At 58.6% G+C, this 19526-nt stretch carries 26 protein-coding genes; 11 read left to right on the forward strand and 15 right to left on the reverse strand.

What is annotated here, in order from left to right; genetic code table 11:
- Positions 1-224 precede the first annotated feature (224 nt).
- The 3 genes from AZSP09_RS19015 to AZSP09_RS19025 all read right to left on the reverse strand — a co-directional run bounded on the left by AZSP09_RS19015 (position 225) and on the right by AZSP09_RS19025 (position 1975).
- On the reverse strand, positions 225-848 hold the full coding sequence (locus tag AZSP09_RS19015; RefSeq protein ID WP_152091191.1) for a DUF6012 family protein: 624 nt from the start codon (positions 846-848) through the stop codon (positions 225-227).
- A 99-nt stretch (positions 849-947) separates the two neighbouring features.
- Entirely contained in the window at positions 948-1343 is a 396-nt protein-coding gene (locus AZSP09_RS19020) for a hypothetical protein (protein ID WP_152091192.1), read from the reverse strand.
- A complete protein-coding gene (locus AZSP09_RS19025) occupies positions 1340-1975 on the reverse strand; it encodes a hypothetical protein (protein ID WP_152091193.1) in 636 nt (211 codons plus the stop codon). The genes AZSP09_RS19020 and AZSP09_RS19025 overlap by 4 nt, the downstream gene beginning before the upstream one ends.
- 260 nt (positions 1976-2235) lie before the next feature.
- Here AZSP09_RS19025 and AZSP09_RS20050 point away from each other — a divergent pair, with 260 nt between their 5' ends.
- Entirely contained in the window at positions 2236-2403 is a 168-nt protein-coding gene (locus tag AZSP09_RS20050) for a hypothetical protein (RefSeq protein ID WP_172974841.1), read from the forward strand.
- Positions 2404-2762: 359 nt separating this feature from the next.
- Here the strand turns inward: AZSP09_RS20050 and AZSP09_RS19030 are convergent, their stop codons facing one another.
- The 11 genes from AZSP09_RS19030 to AZSP09_RS19070 all read right to left on the reverse strand — a co-directional run bounded on the left by AZSP09_RS19030 (position 2763) and on the right by AZSP09_RS19070 (position 8608).
- Positions 2763-3665: a hypothetical protein gene (locus tag AZSP09_RS19030; protein ID WP_152091194.1), complete on the reverse strand. Its 903-nt coding sequence runs from the start codon at positions 3663-3665 to the stop codon at positions 2763-2765.
- A 206-nt stretch (positions 3666-3871) separates the two neighbouring features.
- Positions 3872-4042, reverse strand: coding sequence for a hypothetical protein (locus AZSP09_RS20055; RefSeq protein ID WP_172974842.1), 171 nt, complete (start codon positions 4040-4042; stop codon positions 3872-3874).
- Positions 4043-4089: 47 nt separating this feature from the next.
- Positions 4090-4524, reverse strand: coding sequence for a hypothetical protein (locus tag AZSP09_RS19035; RefSeq protein WP_152091195.1), 435 nt, complete (start codon positions 4522-4524; stop codon positions 4090-4092).
- 214 nt (positions 4525-4738) lie between these two features.
- On the reverse strand, positions 4739-5206 hold the full coding sequence (locus tag AZSP09_RS19040) for a hypothetical protein (RefSeq protein WP_152091196.1): 468 nt from the start codon (positions 5204-5206) through the stop codon (positions 4739-4741).
- A gap of 55 nt (positions 5207-5261) precedes the next feature.
- Positions 5262-5861 carry a hypothetical protein gene (locus tag AZSP09_RS19045; RefSeq protein WP_152091197.1) on the reverse strand — a complete coding sequence of 200 codons (600 nt, stop codon included), beginning with the start codon at positions 5859-5861 and terminating at the stop codon, positions 5262-5264.
- Positions 5858-6010: a hypothetical protein gene (locus AZSP09_RS20060; RefSeq protein WP_172974843.1), complete on the reverse strand. Its 153-nt coding sequence runs from the start codon at positions 6008-6010 to the stop codon at positions 5858-5860. Before AZSP09_RS20060 ends, AZSP09_RS19045 begins: the two co-directional genes overlap by 4 nt.
- A gap of 255 nt (positions 6011-6265) precedes the next feature.
- Positions 6266-6580 (reverse strand): hypothetical protein, encoded by a 315-nt coding sequence (locus AZSP09_RS19050; RefSeq protein ID WP_152091198.1) that lies wholly within the window; start codon positions 6578-6580, stop codon positions 6266-6268.
- Complete coding sequence (locus AZSP09_RS19055; RefSeq protein WP_152091199.1) at positions 6549-6911, reverse strand: hypothetical protein; 363 nt, start codon at positions 6909-6911, stop codon at positions 6549-6551. Before AZSP09_RS19055 ends, AZSP09_RS19050 begins: the two co-directional genes overlap by 32 nt.
- A gap of 24 nt (positions 6912-6935) precedes the next feature.
- Positions 6936-7274: a hypothetical protein gene (locus AZSP09_RS19060; RefSeq protein ID WP_152091200.1), complete on the reverse strand. Its 339-nt coding sequence runs from the start codon at positions 7272-7274 to the stop codon at positions 6936-6938.
- Position 7275: 1 nt separating this feature from the next.
- Positions 7276-8346, reverse strand: a complete 1071-nt coding sequence (locus tag AZSP09_RS19065; protein WP_152091201.1) for a tyrosine-type recombinase/integrase — start codon at positions 8344-8346, stop codon at positions 7276-7278.
- A complete protein-coding gene (locus AZSP09_RS19070) occupies positions 8339-8608 on the reverse strand; it encodes a hypothetical protein (RefSeq protein WP_152091202.1) in 270 nt (89 codons plus the stop codon). The genes AZSP09_RS19065 and AZSP09_RS19070 overlap by 8 nt, the downstream gene beginning before the upstream one ends.
- Before the next feature lie 1443 nt (positions 8609-10051).
- Here AZSP09_RS19070 and AZSP09_RS19075 point away from each other — a divergent pair.
- The 10 genes from AZSP09_RS19075 to AZSP09_RS20785 all read left to right on the forward strand — a co-directional run bounded on the left by AZSP09_RS19075 (position 10052) and on the right by AZSP09_RS20785 (position 18038).
- Positions 10052-11125: a PRTRC system protein D gene (locus tag AZSP09_RS19075; RefSeq protein ID WP_152091203.1), complete on the forward strand. Its 1074-nt coding sequence runs from the start codon at positions 10052-10054 to the stop codon at positions 11123-11125.
- Positions 11122-11481: a hypothetical protein gene (locus tag AZSP09_RS19080; protein WP_152091204.1), complete on the forward strand. Its 360-nt coding sequence runs from the start codon at positions 11122-11124 to the stop codon at positions 11479-11481. The genes AZSP09_RS19075 and AZSP09_RS19080 overlap by 4 nt, the downstream gene beginning before the upstream one ends.
- The gene (locus tag AZSP09_RS19085; RefSeq protein WP_152091205.1) at positions 11478-12467 is read left to right on the forward strand and encodes a glycosyltransferase family 2 protein; all 990 of its coding nucleotides are present in this window, start codon (positions 11478-11480) and stop codon (positions 12465-12467) included. The genes AZSP09_RS19080 and AZSP09_RS19085 overlap by 4 nt, the downstream gene beginning before the upstream one ends.
- Positions 12467-13219, forward strand: a complete 753-nt coding sequence (locus AZSP09_RS19090; protein WP_152091206.1) for a class I SAM-dependent methyltransferase — start codon at positions 12467-12469, stop codon at positions 13217-13219. Before AZSP09_RS19085 ends, AZSP09_RS19090 begins: the two co-directional genes overlap by 1 nt.
- On the forward strand, positions 13216-13593 hold the full coding sequence (locus AZSP09_RS19095) for a GtrA family protein (RefSeq protein WP_172974844.1): 378 nt from the start codon (positions 13216-13218) through the stop codon (positions 13591-13593). The genes AZSP09_RS19090 and AZSP09_RS19095 overlap by 4 nt, the downstream gene beginning before the upstream one ends.
- A 2-nt stretch (positions 13594-13595) precedes the next feature.
- Positions 13596-13766 carry a hypothetical protein gene (locus tag AZSP09_RS20065; RefSeq protein WP_172974845.1) on the forward strand — a complete coding sequence of 57 codons (171 nt, stop codon included), beginning with the start codon at positions 13596-13598 and terminating at the stop codon, positions 13764-13766.
- Positions 13767-13770: 4 nt separating this feature from the next.
- The gene (locus tag AZSP09_RS19100) at positions 13771-15279 is read left to right on the forward strand and encodes a hypothetical protein (protein ID WP_152091208.1); all 1509 of its coding nucleotides are present in this window, start codon (positions 13771-13773) and stop codon (positions 15277-15279) included.
- Positions 15280-15377: 98 nt separating this feature from the next.
- Positions 15378-16811 (forward strand): hypothetical protein, encoded by a 1434-nt coding sequence (locus AZSP09_RS19105; RefSeq protein WP_152091209.1) that lies wholly within the window; start codon positions 15378-15380, stop codon positions 16809-16811.
- A gap of 343 nt (positions 16812-17154) precedes the next feature.
- Positions 17155-17694 (forward strand): hypothetical protein, encoded by a 540-nt coding sequence (locus AZSP09_RS19110; protein ID WP_152091210.1) that lies wholly within the window; start codon positions 17155-17157, stop codon positions 17692-17694.
- Positions 17694-18038, forward strand: a complete 345-nt coding sequence (locus tag AZSP09_RS20785; RefSeq protein WP_152091211.1) for a glutaredoxin family protein — start codon at positions 17694-17696, stop codon at positions 18036-18038. Before AZSP09_RS19110 ends, AZSP09_RS20785 begins: the two co-directional genes overlap by 1 nt.
- Before the next feature lie 186 nt (positions 18039-18224).
- On the opposite strand, the gene AZSP09_RS19120 is transcribed toward AZSP09_RS20785, so the two are convergent.
- Positions 18225-19280, reverse strand: a complete 1056-nt coding sequence (locus AZSP09_RS19120; protein WP_152091212.1) for an IS110 family transposase — start codon at positions 19278-19280, stop codon at positions 18225-18227.
- Between the last annotated feature and the right edge of the window lie 246 nt (positions 19281-19526).

Raw genomic sequence — 19526 nt, forward strand, 5'->3', positions numbered from 1 at the left:
TTTCCATCCGGCTCGCCGAACCGGATCGAAAAAGAGGCCTCCAGGAGGAGAGGAGGCCGAAAGCCTCAAGGTGAGGCCAGCGGGGGAGAACTGAAACCAAGATTACATAGATGGCATCGGCGATTCTGGGAAAAGATCAGCCTGTGCTTTGGATACGTCGGGGTCCGTAAGGGACGCGCTGCGTGCGTTCCACCTCCCCTGCCCTTGATGTCCGGCAGGGTCATTCACGGGACCGATTTGAAGGCGTCCTTCAGCTCGGGCAGCCGGCCGATCTCGGCCCACTTGCCCTGGAAGCGGCCGCGCTCGATGGTGGGCACCATGAACCGCTCTTCCCGGCGGATCACCAGGCCATCCTCGGACAGCACGTCGCACAGTTCAACATCGCGCTTGGAGCCGCCCCAGTCAGGGGCCAGCACATCCATGCGTGGCTGCACCTTCACCGGCGGCATCCCGTTGTAGCAAAGCGGCCAGCGGGAATGCCAGTTGCCCAGGCTCTCGCAGGTGGCGTACCAGAGGGTCATGTCGTCGCTGACCGAATCGAAGTGTCCATCCAGGACAACATGCTCAACCCGGTGGGTCAGCACGGTGTCGGCGTTGATCGCCCAGCGTGTCACCACGGTATAGGCACTCAGGAACTTCTCGGTCTCGATGAAGAGACCGGCCACAGCCTTCTGGCCGACCTTGCGGCAGCCCACCCAGTAGCACTTGTTCGGGTAGGGCCGGCGAATGGTCAGGTCCTGGTCGCCCTTGAGCACCAGGCCCGTCTCCTCGATGGTCAGATCGACGAGTCGAACGGCGGCATCCAGTCCGCCAGGGACGTACAGCTTGGGTAGAACATGGATCAGCATGTGAATGCTCCTTTGTGATGAACGGGTTCTTTTCAGGAAGCGCTCGGTTGAACGTCCTGAAAAGAACGCCCCCAGTGGAGGCGAAAGGAACTGCGTGGTTTAGTGGCCCCGTGGATAGAACTTCACGGTGGCGGTCTGCAGCTTGATCAGCCTTGCGTTGCAGCCATGGACCGGATCGGTCGCCGGCATGCCAAGCATCTGGATCGAACGGCGTGCGCGCGCATAGACCGCATCCGTGCCAGCCATCTCCCCCTCATAGACCGGGGTCTGTTCGATGATCTCGTCGCCGTAGGTGAAAACAGCGGTTCCGATCATCACAGGCTGCACAGCGTCGGCCTCGCCCCTGGCGATACGCAGCAGCGCATCGGCAAAGCAGGTATGGCCGGGCATGCCGGTCCAGACCTTCCTCACCGCCATGCGCTCGGCGTCCGTCATGGACAGCTCCCCGAAGGGAAGCCGGCTGTCCCAGATTTCCTGGGCACGTTGCGGGCTCACGACTCCACCTCTGTCTCTTCGTCTTCAGGGACAGCGATGAAGCTGTGATTGCAGCGGCAAACATGGACCTGCCAGCCATCGCGGGGCAGCTCACCGAACTCGGTGCGCGAACCGCAGAGCGGGCAATGGACCATCTCTTCACCGTAGCCATACAGCACGAACTCGCCGTGGGCATCGGCCGGGACAGCAACATGAACCTTGCTGCCCGGGTGAGCCTCGGCACAGATCTCCATCGCCTCCTCGTGGTCCTCCGCTTCACAGCGGTGCGGTACCGAGCAGTCGCCATGAAGGACAAACCAGACCTTCGGCACGTCCGAGGCGGCAACCTCGTCGAGGATCGTCTTGGTCTCGTCGGTGAGCACTGCGAGGTTCGGCCAGTCGAGCGTGACTTCCACGCCTTCATGACCGTATTCGCAGTTGCCCGTCCCTTGGAAACCATCACCGTCATCCACGCGCAGGGCGGAGACATCGGCGTGCAGGCTCTTCAGCATCAGGATCGCGCGACAAGCGAGCGACCACTGGGCTTCAACCTGCTGGCGGCGGCGAAAAATTTCACGTTCGGTGGCCTTGTCCGCACCTTCCGGAACGACAAGACTCGCCAGCGCGGCTTCATGCAGATACTTCAACATCATGGACACCTCCAAACAAAGGGGCATCCACCCCGGTCGGGAGAGATGCCCCGACACGGGAAAAGTCCCTACCGGACGGCAGGAACCAAGAGCAGGTCATAACGCAGACCCGTTCGCGTCTTCGGTCACCCGAAAAAACCTTGTGGACACACCAAGATGGCGGAGAAATATTTGCATTGCATCGACCTGAACTGTCTATCATTTCGCTTGGTTGCGCGTTATTTGCGCTCTATCCCTCCATCCAGACGATCTGTAGGCCCACCGTGAAACTGAAGTCCGAAAAGCACTCCGCCCTGTTGAAAAAGGCACTGGTCACCACACTGGTCGTAGTGGTACCGGGAGGAATGCTGCTGGGCCTGGCTTACCTCCTCGCCAAAAAGAAGCCCAAGGCGGCGGCCGAGACAGAGGTCGAACCGCCCAAGGGCGAATAGCGCATCAGCTTTTCGGCAAGGCCTCCTGGAAGCCCGGCTGAAAAGCCCCCTTCACATGGAAAGGGGTCAAAGGACTGGATCAGCCCGAACACATGTTCACTGCTCTGGACAGGCCAAAGCATTGAACAAACTGGCGCCACAACTTTTGCCACGCCCAGTCACGGGGATGAACATAGCTGCCGCTCGTCGCCCACCATTTCATGGGCTGTGACAGAACGATCTGATCGTGGCTGCAGGAGCGACACTCGAACTGCACTTTCCCGCCGACGATATTCACCGTCCATTGGGACTTGCAGACCGGGCATGCCTCCTTAAAGGACTCCGGCATGTGCTTCGCCAGGGCCATCTCCTCAAGTCGGCTACCCATGTGTCACCTCCAGCGCAGCGGTATTCAGCGAGACGTCCATCTGAACACCGGCCGCAACCGGAACCTGCTTTGCCTGGTGATCGCGGGAAGCTTGGATTGCCGCGCCCGCATCCGGGAAGTAGCCCAGATAGGTACGGTCATCGTTCTCGTTTCCGCCCGGGGGCAGAACGTAGAAGCCATCCACTTCGATCCCACGTTTCGAGATCACGTAGCCAGGGAGATCCGGCACGGTGAGTCGATCCGTAGTGTCCTTCACCAGCTTGAACTTGGCGTTCGTGTTGGTGAGGACGGTTACCCAGTCCTGGGTTACTGCAGTTGCATTGGATCCTGCGTACGCCTGGCCGCCCCAACAGCGGTCGTCCAGGATCAAGCCAGAAGCGGCCTTGACCAGCACCTTGTCCGTGCCGGACAGGATGGTCACCTCCTCCGTCAGCGATGTCTGCCGATGCCAGGATTGCTGGCGCGGCATTTTCTCTGACATGGCCACGATCTCCGGGAGCTCGTTCCAGTAGATGATCGAGTTGAGCGCTTCGTCGATGGCGCGGGCAATGAGCCAGCATTCATCAACCTTGCCGAAGGTCTTCATCCAGGTCAGTGACTTGAACTCGCCTCCACGCAAACTCAGCGCGACTTCGATGATCCTCCCTTCGCAATTCCCCGGCCGCACGTAGCAAGCGACGTGGTGGACACATTCATCGGCAGAACCGGCCTCCGGAAGACGATCATCTCGCTTCAGGTAATGCTGGCCCTTCCCATACTGGTTGTCGGACCAATACTCGATCCCGTTATCGGGGAACAGGACATTGATGAACTTCTCCAGCCAGGCGATGGTTGCACCAACCGTACCGTCGCCAACCACGTTGGCTTTGCAGGTTGCATTGAAAAATGACTTCATGGACAGCTCCTCAAATGCGACGGAGCCTGTCCCCTGTGGGGATAAGCCCCGCCAGGGTCGAAATCCTGCCGAACAGCGCAGGAGTAGCAGGTCATAACGCAGACCAGTAGGCGTTTCCGATCACTCGGGAAAACTCGGCTTTTCGTCGCCCCCTTGTCTCTAAGGAACGCTGAAAAACCCTCTCCGCAGGGGAAAGGGAAAAGCGTTCATTCGTCTCGGCCAAAGGCAAAGCGACGACGCTGGTCAAACCAACCGTGGCCATGGTCACGGACAAACAGTTGGATGTGATTAAAGGTTGGGAAGCGCGTCTTGGCACATTGCTTGACGGCACCCTTGACCACTAGAAGGGAAATGCGAACTACTGATGGGCGCTGCATGATGACTCCTTGATAACTAGGTACGCGAACCGTTGTGATGGACCGCTTTAGGATGCAAGCGGAACAGCGGCACGACATTGAGCAACCAGGTCGCTATGGGGTGTGCCGTAGCGCGCGTGAAGCGAAAAATATTGATTCCCGATTCGCACACACGTTGAGGCAATTCGTCCAGAGAGCGCTTCGGGTGATTTGAAGGACTCCGAATCCACTTCCTGATGCCACTCGCGCGGCGGAAGGCACTCCATTGCTTCAATGAACTGCTCGCGTGTAATCACACAAGGAGCCCCAGAGGCTTCAAGGCGAACACGCTCCAGCTCTTCAGTTGCTTCATCCACCGACATCACTTCAATGTCTGGGTAGCGGACCTTCATCTGCTCCAACGTTTGACCGTTGATCCAGGAAGTCCCGTCCGGGCGGCAGACATCAATCATGGTCATCCGAGAACGGGATACGAAGCATTGCGTTGCATCGAACATGTTCATTTTTCTACTCCTTGAATTCCCTCAGGGCCGTCCCAAAGGGACAGTAGGTATCCCGTTGGGTGGTTTGCTGATGGTTCCAGTGATTACTCACTGAAGTAGCAGGTCATAACGCAGACCAGTAGGCGTTTCCGATCACTCGGGAAAACTCAGCTTTTCGTCAGGGCCTTGGGAAGCCCTGCTGAAAAGTCCCCTCCAAAGGAAGGGAAAAGCATGATCACCGACGACCGATGTTCTCGATCGCACGGATCTCACTGGCGATATCGTCCAGCAGCTGGCGGCCGCGGGACATCAATTCGCTCTCGGGAGGAAGCACTTCACCTTCCAGCACCTTCCCCGGTTGAACCGGGTGGAGTAGCCGGGCAGCGTAGCTCGAACCAATACGCATCTCCGCATCAACCAGGTAGGCGTCGACTTTCAGGGCGACGAGTTCCGGGTCCATGTCGGACGGGATGTAGATGTCCATGGCTGCCAGAACGTTGTTGCCTTCGCTCCAGTACCAGCCATTCACCCACCACTTCTCTTCCGATCCTTCATCGATACGAATTTGCGCTTCCTTCGGACCCACTGCGGTCGCGAAGAACTTGTTCATCACTTTCGGCGCAGTGCCGAGTACCGTCCAGCCAGCATCAATCATCTTGCCGACAATGATGGCCAGGACCTGCTGTTTCAACTGTTCTTTCATTTCTTCACATCCCAAAAGAAACGCCCCCAAGCCTTTCGGCGAGGGGGCATAAGCTTTAACGCAGCATGCTGATGTTCACGTAGCAGCACTCACCGTTCGGTTTGTCCGGGTCGAAGCCAAAGAAGGCCTTGAGTCCGAAATCACCGACCAGCATCGTGTCGCCAACGGTCACACCGCGCGTGGTCTCGAACCAGGCAAGAACCCGATCCAGGCCGACCTTGTGGACCAGAGGCAGAGCCTCGGGCGCCAGGTTGAATCGACCCGACAGGCAATGCCGGTCGAGCGCGGACTGGGGAACTGGCCACCAATCATCGGCAACCGGATGAACGACCGCCCCGCAAGCGGGACACTCTCCAACCGGTCTCGGCTCGCCCGGGGCGACCCGTTGCTCTAGATCACGGACGGGCCTGAGCTCGTCCAGCTTCCGATACCCGGCATCGCAGTTGTCACACCGGTAATGCACGATGTACTCAGCGATGTCGTCCAGTACGGACGGCGCCTTTTCCCGGAGCAGTGCCTTGTGGGCGTCGCTCATGTCCGGGGCTGGATCACCAGCTTCCAGGTTCTGGAAGTCAATGACCACCACATCCACCTCGGGGCTGGCAACGTGTTCGACGATGCCACCCTTGGTCAGCCACACGACGACGGCGTTCATGCCTGGCCTCCCCAGGGGAGGAACAGACCGATGATGCCGCAGACGAGGGTGACCTTGAACACCAGGGCGTCCAGCTTGTCCCGGTTGTTCCAGATGGAGTTCTGCGTAAAGATGTTGCGATTGAAACGCGAATAAACGACTGCTTGCATGGTTGCACCTCACTTAAAAGCGGGGCGCAATCAACCCCTGTCGGGGTTGTTGGCCCCAACAGGGAAAGACCGCAGACCGCCGAAGCGGTACCGCGATAGAAACCTGCAACAGACTTCGCTGCAGGGAGTCCCGGTCGAACAGCACCGGAAGGAGTCGGGATAAATCAGGGCGTATCCCGCGACACCACAGAACATCGATTGCGCCAGGGCGCTTGCCTTGATCGCCTGACCAAGGGAAGAGTCCTGACTGGACTCTTACGCCGCCTTGGGCAAGGCATCCTCTTCGAGCACCTTCACCTTCATGGCTTCGCGCTCATTGGCCCAGATCAACTGGAAGTGTTCCCGGATCCTCGCCACCCGGGCGGCACCCTGCGCGCCGTTCTTGCCATACAGCTCGCAGGTGTCCTCGAACTCCGCGACCGCGGCGTCTTTGCCATCCCGAAGCCGCGTCCTGATGTACCGCTTCACCAGAGACGCGGACTCGCAGTAGGCCATCCACTCGAAGCTGCTCCGATCGACCGATGCTTTCCAGGCATCGTCAAACGGGTACGGCTGCTGGCTGGTGACCATGAGCGCCCTCCCCGAAAAGACCGAAATCGAGCGACGCGGAGTACGACCCTATCGCCAAGGTCTGCCCTCTGCGATAGAAGGTATCGAAGGTGGAACGCGGCACCCCCATGAGGAAACGCTGGTGGAAGGGGTTGGGCGTTTCCGGCCGGTCTTCAAGGAAGTCATCCTTACCGAGCTCGTAGGCGACGTCCATGGAAAAATTGGCGATCGCTTCCAGATCCCTCCTGGTCAATTCATAAATCGATTTCCCCGACCAGGAGGGAGGATGTCCAGAGTCAGGGATATAGACGGGCGCATTATCCGGTCCGCCGTTCAGAACGATGGTAGCCATGATGCTTGTCTCCTATGGATGGACTCAGGCAGCAGCGAGCGAAAGACGCTCTGCTTGCCGACGACGGGAACGCAGTTCGTTCAAGGCAGCCTGGCGACCGACCTCGTAGAACGACTTGAAATGCAGCCAGGGCATCCCATGAAGATAGCGACGATGGAACGGGTTGATCCGTACCGGACGGCATTCCATGGTGTCCTCATAGCCCAGGCGGCGACCTTCCTTCATGCAGTAGGCGAGCATGTCGTCCAGTTCGTCCTTGGAAAGCTGTTGCAGGCGCTTCCCGGCCCATGTCGGTCCAGGGGGGACGCCGTTGGCGCATACCGGGGCGGTTTGTTCAGTTCCAGCGACAAGTACGATTTCCATTTCAGTCTTCCTTTTCATCTTTGCTCGGCTTGTCCGTCACGGACAGCGAAAGCGGGTTGAATTTGTAGGTCATGCTTACCGGGGCCTGGCGCAGCGCGTGTCCGTAGCTGCCGTAGTACCCGGTGGTGACATCGATACGGCCATGGCCGAGCGCACGGGACACGGTGATACTGGCGATCCGGTGTGTCTCGCGATCGATCTGGCCAATGGCACCGCCCTTGATCGGGCTGGGCAGGCCGCCGGTCTCATCCTCGTAGCCGCGCTGGGCATAGCCGTGACGCAGACCGTGGGGAGTGACGCCGACTGACTTGCCGGAGATGCCGAGACGGTTCCGGACGTAGTGGTAGAACCGGCCCTGAGCCTGCGTGAAGGTGCAGTCCGGCCAGCGCAGCCGCTTGGTGTTGCCAGCTTCAGCAACCTGGCGCGCCCAGGCGATCACTTCGCGCTGCTGATCCGACTTGATCGGCACTCGACGGACACGACCACCTTTGGTGCCCTCATGGATCTCCAGCATCTTTCCGCCGTCGACCACGGCATTGGCCGGGCGCAGTTCGATGCTCTCCTTCACCCGGAGACCAAAGAAGTGCTGCATGGCCAACATGACGGACAGGCGCTCATCAATCTGATTCGCGAGCTGGATGATCTCCAGCGGATTGACGTCTTTCGCGTCCCAGGCCTTCGAGACCTTGGCAACCGTGTTCCGGCGGACAACCTCGGCAGGCAGGTAGGCGGTGATGTCCTTCACGACGTTGCGCTTCCCCAACCAGTCGCAGAGGACTTTGATCATCGACAACCGGGTGTGCAGGGTGCCGGCGACGATGCCCTTCTCATGCCAGTAGGCCATGAGGGCTTCGACGTGCTTTGCGGACAGGGACTCCAGTTTGCGAATCCGGTATCCCAGTTCCCACAGCTCCGCCACCATCATCAGCATGAACTGACGACGTTCGGTGCGCATCTTGGCGGAGCAGACGCCACCACCCTTGGCGCGCAGCCGCAGGTACGGGTCAATGGTGCGATGTACGCCGTCGATTACGGATTTCGGCAACACCTGGTCTGCAAGGGACTTAGCCATATGCCACCTCCAGATTGCGGACGACCGGAAGGGGCACGCGCTCGAGCCAGGCTTGGAATTCCGGATGGTCTCGGCGGACTGCCTCAGCGGGCAGTTCGGTCAGCACACAGCCTTCCAGAGAGACAGCCTCCAGAGACTCTTGCTTGACGGGGGGAAGCTCGATGCACTCGAGTGAGCCCGCTTCGACATCGATGCCGTAGCGGAGCAGATCGTTATGGACATCTTGCGGCAGGAAGCCGCGATTGGTCGAATCGTTGGTCATGGTCGTTCTCCAGGTGTTGATAGGAAAACCGACTCGGTCTTGTCGGAGCGCGGATGTGCGCAGTCCTCACGCGGAGCCGCGCGTGAAGAGAAATTCGGGTACAGCAGGAATGGCGAGAGAGTTTAGAAAGGTGAATCAGAGTGGCGACGACAGGTTGCATTTCTGGAACCCAGCGTCAGCGGCGGCGCATCACAGCGCGGCACGCCCAAGTCCGGTAGCCCAATCCGCTCGCAGCGGTTGGACCCATTGGTGTCGAATCACATTCGACGGGAGCACCCCAGAGGAATACCCCCAGGCGGATTTTTGCCCGCACCGGTCCTGTCCTGTCTGCGACCACGTGTCCGTAATGGACTCGCTTCGCAGGCCGATCGTTATGCCCAACCAGGCAAGGTGGTCGTCTAAATACTCAGACGACTCGATCGCTTTTCCGTAGAAATTGCTCCGGCCCGTAAGGGACTTTTGCCTCCTGCCACCAGAGGCCTCGGGTGCGCTGTCCAGATGAAGTTACCGGCATCTACCGGATGTCCACGCCGGGGGTCCATCAAGGACGCTCGCGCTGCAATTTCAGTGTTCGAGTGTCGGCCAGTGGGTGAAGTGCATACGAGACAGGGACCGCCCTGCTCCTGCGACGACATGCCAAAAGGCCCGAGAAAGGTGCCATCCACTACGGATGACGATGATGTGAGTTGCCCAACAACTCGTTACTGCCCGTCCATACGGGTCGGATGTCTCAATAGGACACCTGTGACCGTAGCCAGTCCATCAGCTACGGGGTTCCGGCGCGGCTCGCACCGAAATAGCAACGGCTTTGTTGGTTTTGCCTGCACCCAACTCCAGGAGGCCGTCGTGATCCTGGGTGGTCCATCACGGACACACAATGGGGCGAATTTTGATCACTTTTCCCTGTCCGTGTCAACTCCGCTATTCATTCATTATTCAATCCGGTGATTATCATGTTTGAATGTGACCCCGCAAACTTAGTCCAGAAGCGGAAAGTGATCCCCGTCAGGTTCAAGTCGAATTTTGAGCGGACCTCGAATTGCACCATCCCTTCGGGTGGATTTTCGGCTTAATTTCCCCCTTCTCGGCCTCCATTGCCGCATGCATTTCCGCGGCACCGGCGGGTTTCTCTGGTTGGGAATCACAGCCTGTAGCGATCCGGTTGCCGCCTTTCGTCACCACTGTGTCACCGCTACGTCTCCGCATTGGAGACCCACTGTCGCCAGATAGCAAACCCCCTACTGCCGCGACGCCATGTAGCCGTCTTGGTGCCGCTTCGGTGCCACGGCGTCACCACTACGTCACCACCCATGCCAATCGCGCAAAAAAGTTGCGGCCACGGGTCCATTTCTACGCCTACCCCCCTCGAATCGTCGGTATTTCCGACTTCCTCCCGCCCGACTGGATGCCGACAATCGCCTATCCCATATAGAAAGGCCCCTCATGTCGCTCCTCAATTCGCTCATTGCCCGTGCCATCGACGTTGGCTACGGCCACATCAAGTTCTCCGACGGCCGCGACCCGACGAACAACAACACCATCCGCACCGACTCCATTCCATCCCAGTCCCCTACCGCCAAGCCCAGCGTTAACCTCGGCACCGGTGTCATGAAGCAGCGGGACACATTCCTGGTACCCGTTGGCGATCGCCTGTTCGAGGTTGGTCGTGACGTCCATCTGGCTCTCCACGGAAAGCAGGAGACGGAGGTAATGGACGAAAACTTCTGCCTCGGCGATGCCTACGCTGCCCGCCTCTTTGGTGCGATCAATTACATGGTTCCGAACCTGCCGGCCGATGTCATTGATGTCTTGGTATTGGGGTTGCCTCTCAACACCTATCGGAAGCACCACGCTGCGCTGGCCAAGCGCTTCGTAGGGGAACACGTCATTGATGAGCGCGGGGGCAAGGTCCAGATCAAAACCTGCCACGTTTATCCCCAACCGCTTGGTAGCTACATGTCCTACCTGGCGGCAAATCCCTCCTCCGAAAAAGCTCCATTGGCTCTATCAATCGACCCCGGCTACAACACGGTCGATTGGTTCGTCTGCCAGGGAATGTCCGCCAACGATTCATTGAGCGATGCCGTGCCGCGTGGGATGGGCGCCGTCCTTCGCGCCATCGCCGACGACATCATCAAGACGCACGGATTTGACGCAACCCCGGTGGAGCTCATTCGAGCCATTGATCGATCCCTCACCACGAAAACGCCGTTCGAGCTTTATGGACAGCACTTCGATCTCGAGAAGCACCTTTCGGCTGGCGACGACGTGGTTCATGAAGCCGCTCAGGCAATCAAGAATTCTGTCGGTTCTGGCTCGGATATCCGCGTCATCATCCTCACGGGCGGCGGGGCTTCGTTCTATGCGAAGGCGGTCGCAGACAAGTTCCCCCGCCATAAAGTCGTGACGCTGGAGGAACCGGCACTGGCCAACGTGCGCGGCTTCCATCTGATCGGCGAGAAGTTGGCCAAGTCGCTCGGGCATGCGATGAAGATGAACACCGCAGCGACAGCATGAGCGACAACGACGATTCTTCCTTCCGTGTCCAGGCACGCTTCAATCGGGTCGAATATGCCGACTTGGAAGAAGACCTGAACCGCTTTCCCCCGGGCGCTGACCGCTCCGGGCGGATACGCCTTCTGATGCGTCTCGGACTGGAAGTTTCCAAAGGGCGGATGCCTTCATTCCCGGCGGACGAGCACGCCCACCAATCCGCTCAGGTCGTCGATATCCACCGTGGCCCGCGCAAGAAATCGGAGGCTCCGGCACCGGTGGCGGCCTTGCCTGAGCCAGCCCCGCAGCCAGATCCCGTTGATGTTCTGGACTCCCTGGGACTCGACCCAACCTCATTCCGATTTGGCATTCCATCATGAAGCTATCAATTGTCGTCCCCTGCTACAACGAGGAAGCTGCCCTCCCGGTCTTCCTTTCCGCCGTTACACCGATTGTCCAAAGTACCGGCCTCGACTACGAGATTGTCTTTGTTGACGACGGTTCTCGCGACGCCACCGTGGCTACCATCGTCGGCCTCTCCTGCCTGTACCCCCAGGTGCGATTGGTCGAGCTTTCCCGCAATTTTGGGAAGGAAGCCGCAATGACCGCGGGGTTCACCTATGCGACGGGAGACGCCATCATCCCAATGGACTGCGATCTCCAGGATCCACCCGAGTTGATCCCTGACATGATCGAGAAGTGGAAGGCTGGCTTCAAAGTCGTCCATGCAGTCCGCCGGTCCCGCCATACCGACACCTGGCTGAAGCGCACCACGGCTGGCGCCTTCTATCGGATGATGGAGGACATCACTGATGTGGCGATCCCATCCAACTGTGGGGACTACCGTCTCATGGACCGCGCAGTGGTCAATGCCATCCTGTCCTTTCCGGAGCGGAACCGCTTCATGAAAGGGATCATGGCTGCTGCCGGCTTCAAGGCGGCCCAGATCGAATATGACCGGCCGGAACGTGCCGCCGGCGAAACAAAGTTCAACTTCTGGAAGCTGTGGAACTTCGCCCTCGACGGCATCACCGGCTTCTCCACGGTCCCCCTCCGGGTGTGGACCTATATCGGCGCCATCGTTGCCCTGTTCTCCTTCGCCTACGCCGGCTGGATCATCACTAAGACCATGGTCTGGGGCGTGGTGACACCGGGTTTCGCGACCTTGACCAGCGTCATCCTTTTCCTCGGCGGCATACAGCTGATCGGTATCGGCGTGCTCGGCGAGTACATCGGCCGCATCGTGGCTGAGACCAAGCGCCGCCCTCTTTTCCTGGTCGGTGCCCTCCATGGATTCGAGGACCGCAACGTCGGCCCAACCGTTGTCCCGCTTGAAACTGCATCCGCTGCCCGAGGAACACTTTGATGTCCACTGCTGAATTACGCCAAGAACATATTGCCTTCCAGGCAAACCTCTACGAATCCAACAACCCGACCCGGCGCTGGCTCCACAACGTCCGCCGCGATTGGGTCATGCGCGCGCTCGAGCAGGTAGCGCCGTCGCAGCCCCATTTCATCGAAATCGGCATCGGCTGTGGCATCTATACCCAGCTGATGGCTGCCCGCGGTCAGGTGTTCGCCATCGACATCAACTCGGCCTTCGTGGAAGCCGCCAACCAAATCCCGCATGTGATTGCCCGGGTTTCCGATATCACCACTGACCAATTTGAGCCGGTGCACGACGTCGCCCTGTGCTCCGAAGTGCTCGAGCACGTTCCCGACTCGGCGTCGGCCCTCAAGAACATTTTTTCCAGCCTCAAGCCGGGCGGCTATCTGATCCTGACTACCCCGAACTCTTATTCGACGGTCGAACTGACCGCCCGATTGCTCTCATTCGGGCCGGTCGTGAATCTGGCCAGAATGATCTACGGCGAGTCCGTGGACGACCTGGGCCACATAAACCGAATGACCCGTGCACAACTACGAACCCAGATTGACGCTGCCGGCTTCGAGGTTGTGCGCCAGGACAACGTAGCGTTCTACCTTCCGGCGATCGCAGAGTTCTGCGGCGAGCCCGGGACCCGGATCTGCCAATGGTTCGCACGGCAGCTGGCTGGCACCAGGTTCGCCTCCCTGCTCTGGACGCAGTGCTGGGTTCTGCGCCGGCCGCAATCATGATCGATCGGACATTGGTCCGGTTCCTGGCCGTCGGCGTCGGGAATACCGTCCTAGGTTTGGCGGTCATCTTCGGCGCCCGACAGTTCCTCTCCGATGTCGTGGCCAACCTGGTTGGCTACCTCGTAGTTGTGCCAATCTCATTTCTGACACACCGCGACTTTTCCTTCCGCGACCAGGGCGACAGACTCAAAGCTTTTGCTCGCTACGTTCCGACCATCCTGGCGGGCTACTGCGCCAACTACGCTGTACTAACTGCGGCCTTGCACGCCGGCTTCAATCCTTACCTCGCGCAAACGGCAGCTATTGCTTGCCACGTCGTTGTCACCTACCTCTTGTCCAGGATCTTCGTGTTCCTGTCCCCCGAAGAAAGCTAAGAATGACTCCTCCGACCCCCGAACAGATCCTGGCCGACCCTGCTGCCTCCTTCTGGCTGAAGGAGGCCTTGCATAAGGCACTGACGCGCGATCCAGTAGACGCACTCAATGACGCAGAAACCCTTACAGCAGTGCTGCAGGGCAGGCTCAACAATCTCATGCCCAAGGGTTGATGGCATGACGGTCTCGATCCCCTTTATTGTCCTCGCGTGCCTGTTTGCTTATCGGGCCCCGTCTCTCGCTGGATCGGGCATCACGGACCCTGATTATTACTGGCACGTCAGCTATGGAGAATGGATTCTTGGCCACGGACGCCTTCCGACGGAAGACTTCTGGTCCTGGACCTTTGATGGCCATGCGTATCGCCTGACACAATGGCTCGGCGAGGTGTGCATGGGATTCGCCAACCAGGTGGCCGGCCATTTGGGAACGTCCGTGCTTGCTGCACTGCTCGTCAGCCTGACGATGGCTGCATCGTATCGGGCGGCTCGATACTTCCTGGACAATCGCCTCGCCGCCTTGGCGGTCGCGATTGGCTGCAATTCAGTTCTGATTTCGCTGGCTTGCCGTCCGCATCAATTTACCCACCTGGGCCTTGCGGTCCTGACCTGGGTTCTTGCTGCCTACCAAACCGGAAATCGCCGAGCCCTGTATTGGCTCCCTCCCCTCTTTGCTCTCTGGGTGAATCTGCACGGCGGCTATGCCTTCGGCCTGATGTACCTGGGCATGATTGCCACCTTAGTCGCCGTCGAGGCGTACATGCAGCGCGACATGGCCACACTTCGAGCCTCTGCCGTGCCACTTTTCATCGCCGCCGGCGTCAGCCTTCTGGCCACCCTTCTAAATCCTTACGGCTGGGGCGCGTGGCACTACGCTATTCAGATCGCGGCCTTGAAGTCCTCCTCCGCGGGCATCGTCGATGAATGGGCGGCCACGAGTATCAAGACCGATGCTGGCCTCAGTTTCTTCCTGGTCGCTTCCGCTGTGGCGGCAGCGATGTCGTTGACCAAACAGCGTCCCTCGGTCAGTCAGGTTCTGACCGCACTCGCCCTAGGAGCTATTGGCTGGTCTGCGGTCCGACTGTCGCTTATGGCGACTGTCCTGACGGTGCCCCTGCTAGCCTCAGCCATTCGTGGCACAGCTTTCTACGACCTCGCTTTCTCTGGCGAAGCCAGACGCTACGACCGCCCTGCCCATATCGCCATCGCCACCGGAGCTATCGCCCTGGTGTTGGTGGCCTCTGTTGGGATGTCGACGATCGACAAGACGACCGAGCGTTACATGGCATCCAAGTTGCCGGTCGAAGAAGTCGCCTTTATGAAGCAGCATTCCATCGACGGAAAAATCCTTAACACCCCTGAATCCGGCGGTTATTTGATCCGCCAGCTCGGTGCCAAGGTTTCGATCGACACCCGCCTCGATCTCTATGGTGACCGAGCACTCTTCGAGTTGTTGTTCGCCATGCGCGGGGACGCAGGATGGAAAGAGTACGTTTCCCACCTAGATCCAGACGTTGTGTTGCTCAACAACCCCTCGCCACTCCGGTACCACCTGGCGGATAGCGGGCTGTATCGAGCCATCTTTGAAGGACCGGCATATACCGTTCTTGTACGCCGAAGCTACCGCCTCGATCTCCCGACCGTTTCAATGACACCCGCCAACCAGGCGGTTCTTGAGCTGCTTTAGGAATTGGATTGATTATGTCTTTTCGCTTTCCCGCTACTGTAATTGCGTTCCTCAGCATCATTTGGCTGAAGGCAATCTACCCCCCAGCATCCGGACTAATGGATACCGATTTCTTTTGGCATCTGACCTACGGTCGCTGGATGGTCGAACATGGCGCAATTCCGACCGTCGATTTTTTTAGCTGGACGTTCTCTGGCAAGCCCTACCAAATTACTCAATGGCTCGGAGAGGCTTCCATCGGCATCGCCTATTCATTAAATGGATTTGCTGGGACCAAACTTCTGTCGGTTGCACTTACCGCAATTACCATTGGCTTCGCATGGAGAGCAGCAGCACGATACGTTCACACGTCTGTCGCCCTCTGTATTGCTCTTGCGTGCAATTGGCTTCAAATCATCACGCCGATGCGGCCACAGTTATTCTCATTTGCGATGTTGGCCATATCGACTTACTTGGTCGTGAGTTGGATGGAGACTCGGCGCCTCAAATTCTTAGCCCTCTACCCACTTGCAATAGCCGCTTGGGTAAACATGCATGGCGGATTCGTTGTTGGACTAATCCTCATTTTCTTGCTTGCGGCTGGCTACTCTATTGAAGCTGTAGCCGGGAAGAAACTCGGCGATAAAGAAACTCAGCGAGAACTACTCCTTCTTTGGGCAACTGGATTGATCTCCGTTGTTGCCACTTTTCTGAATCCATATGGTTACAAAGCTCTCGCCACCGTGATCATGATTGGAGGGCTTCAGAGCTCATCCGTGATCATCGAATGGCAGCCCGTAAATCTGCTAACTGGATTAGGTTGGGCCTATCTTAGCGCCCTGATTCCATTCGTTGGGATAATCGCTCTAACTGGCGTCAGGCCTCGAATCTCGCATGCGCTGATGGCGACGTTCTTTCTGATATTTGGCGTAATGGCTAATCGTCAAGTTGCTCTATGCGGCGCTGTCATGGCTCCGTTAATAGCGGCTGTACTAGCGAAAACTCCTCAATATAAAACGATGCTTCCGACATTTAGCAACCCGAGCCACCCGATAGCTTATGTTCTTATTGCCGTCGCTTTAGTGTGCTCGTACCCCACTATTGCAGCCATCGGCGACACCAATATTGAAAAAAACATTAACCGCCAGCACCCTGTAGCCGCAGCCGATTTCCTAGAAACCCACAAGCTGACTGATCGGGTTTTGTCCGACACGCTGGAATCAAGCTATTTGATTCATCGAGGGATTCCCGTTTTCATTGACGGGCGCCTGGATCTCTATCAAGACCAATTTTTCTTCGAGTGGTATTTGGCTTCCAAAGCCACAAATGGCTGGGATTTGCTGATAAACCGCTACAAACCGAATTCAATGCTGCTTCGAGTGGACGTTGCTCTTCGACAAGTAGCATTGGCATCCGGTGATTGGAAGCAAGTATATGAGGACGAACGCTATTCGATTCTTGTTCCATCACGATCACCTCTTCCGGAAGAACCTCCGCACCGCCTGAAGTACCTCGATGGCAGCGGTCATTTGATTCGTTACTTCATCCCTTGACCGCTAAAACGGATAACGCAATGCCATCCAACATTATCAAAAAGGTGCGTGTGCCGAAAATTCGCCCTCCCGAGGCGTCCCCGAAAGAGCGAGACGCCTGGGCTAACTTTTTGACCATGGCTCAGGAGTTGCAAGGCAGCTCCCAGGAGATGTCACCTATTGTCCGTTCCGAACTGGATCGCCTTGTCAAAAAGGGCAATCCTTTGGCGATCAGCTTACAACGGCGAATTGATGCCGCAGCTTTCAAGCCGCGTGCAGCTGACGTCGAACCACTACCCCCTCCGGCTCCTCGGCGCATAAGTCGGCTTCAATGGGGCCGCCCAAAGCCGTCGAATGATCGAAAATGACCAGGCTCGCGCTATTCCTCGCCGGCGCGCTTGCTTTAAGCCTCAAGGCTTATGCGGGCCCGGCGGATTGCCTGATTCTGGGTGACAGCATCGCTGTTGGGACAGCCCAGCATTTGATCCTCGAGGATGGATCACGCTGCCTGACGTCAGCAAAGGTAGGGCGCCCGACGCTTGAGGTATTGAGGGTGTCGCCGGTAGCCATTGCCGCCCGCAATGTGGTCATAAGTACGGGAAGCAATGACGGCAAAGCCTCAAGCGCGCCGTTTGCCCTCCTGCGCTCCCGTATCTACGGATCCGTAACCTGGCTGCTGCCGGCCAAGCAACTCGAAGCCAGGACGATCATCCGAAAGATTGCCGCAGACAATGGGGATGGCGTCATCGATCTAACCCTTCTCCCGTTGGCTGATGGCATTCATCCGACCACATCCGGCTATCGGCAGATTGCTCGGATGCTGAAAGGCGAAATGAGGCATCGACAGTTGACGGCTTCTGTTGTGCCCATTCGCGTTGGCTACGCCTTCTCTGCAGGGAATTGATGATCAGAGCCCTAAAAATTGCGACTTTCCTTGTGCTCTCGCTGGCATTTTCAATCCCCAGCCAGGCCGGATCGGTTCAAGCCCACCTCCAGGCGTCTCCTCCCGAAGTTTTAATCTTCACTCTGCCTGGATGCTCATATTGCCGCCAAGCCAAGGACCTGATGGTCAAGAAACACATACCCTTTCGCGAGGTCGATCTAACCTCCTCTAAGGACTTCCCCGTCAAGTACCGTTTCCCAATGACCGGCCGGCAGGCCGGTTTTTCTTTCCTGCGCTCCCTTCCTGACATCTGCACACACGCGACGGATCGGACAGACAGACTGCCTCTCTCTAATCGGCCTTGATCGGGTCTCGCCCGGGGCCATGCGACTAACCGCACCAGCAGGCCTCAATCGTTCGTCGGCGGAATCAGGGAAACAGGGATCAGCCGTTTCCCTCTTTGATCCGCCATCAGGTTAGCCAGGCTCTCTGCTGGTCGGTCTGACCTGTTCGTCTATCGCTGATGTGCAGTTGCCATTGCTCGATGGCGCTCAGGCCCGTTGCCAGGCCTGTGGGTTGTAAGCCTCGCCTTTCGCCAGCACCGCCCACAGTTGCCGTGCGTGCTTGTTGGCGATGGCGACCAAGGTCTTGTGATAGCCGATCCGTCCGTTGAGCACGACGATCCACTGCTGCAGACGAGTCAGCTTTTCAGGGGATTCACGCCGCTGTTTACGGAGCGTCGCCGCCAGCACGCTGCGCGCGCCTTGCACGAGCAAGGTCCGCAGATAGTCGTCGCCTCGCCGGGTGATGCGTCCAAGCTTCGTCTTGCCCCCGCTGCCCGACTGGCTGGGCGTGAGGCCGAGCCACGCGGCGAACTGGCGGCCATTCCGGAACATTGATGCGTCACCCACGCTGGCGGTCACCGCATCGGCGGTGATGAGCCCGACGCCGGGCAGATCCCGCGCCCGTTTCGCCAGCGGATCGTTCGCCTGCTGGGCGGTGATCTGCCGGTCGCACTCGCCGATCCGGGCGTCCAGCGCATCGAGTTGGTCGCGTACGCTCTGGATCAATCCACGCAGGGCTGGCGACAAGGCGGTGTCGAATTCCCGCTCGGCCAGCAGCGCACGCAAATGCTTTGGACCGGGATCGACAATTACCCCGAATTCGGCGAGCAGCCCGCGGACACGGTTAAGGAGCGCGGTGCGTTCTTCCACCCACCCGACCCGCAGGCTGTGCCAGGCCAGGCGCTGCTGCTGGGCTTCGGTCTTGACCGGGATGAAGCGCATGCCGGGCGAAAGCAAGGCGACAAGGATTGCCTCGGCGTCAGCGCGGTCATTCTTGACCGACTGGCGCTTGCGATAGGGTCGGACGAACTCGGCAGCCATCAGGCGCGGCGCCAGGCCCAGACGCTGCGCGGTGCGGCCCCAGTGATGGGCGCTGCCGCAGGCTTCCATGCCGATCACGGTGCCAGTCGGCAACGTGCCAAGCCAGCTTAAAAAGCCCGCCCGGTTGAACTCCCGCCGCGCCACGATCCGCCCGGTGCAATCCGCCACGCAGGCCACGAAGACGTTCTTTGCCAGATCCACACCAACCGTCGTAGTATCCATTTTGACTTCCCTCCTCGCCGTTTCAGATTGAGCTTCAGAAATTCAATCTTGGCACTTGGATGCCAGGTGGCAAGCCCACCGGGTGGGTGGGGGAAGTCCTTTTGTAGTCGATGAAGGGATGAAGATAGCCGAGCAATGAAGATTCCCCCAATGGCGCCGGTCTTCGCATACAAAAACCGCACACTCCAGGGTTTTACCCCTGATCGATTGCTCAAATTCGTCGAAGAATAGGTTTTCCAGAACGGG

Source organism: Azospira sp. I09 (assembly GCF_009177135.1).
GTDB classification, from domain to species: Bacteria; Pseudomonadota; Gammaproteobacteria; order Burkholderiales; family Rhodocyclaceae; genus Azospira; species Azospira oryzae.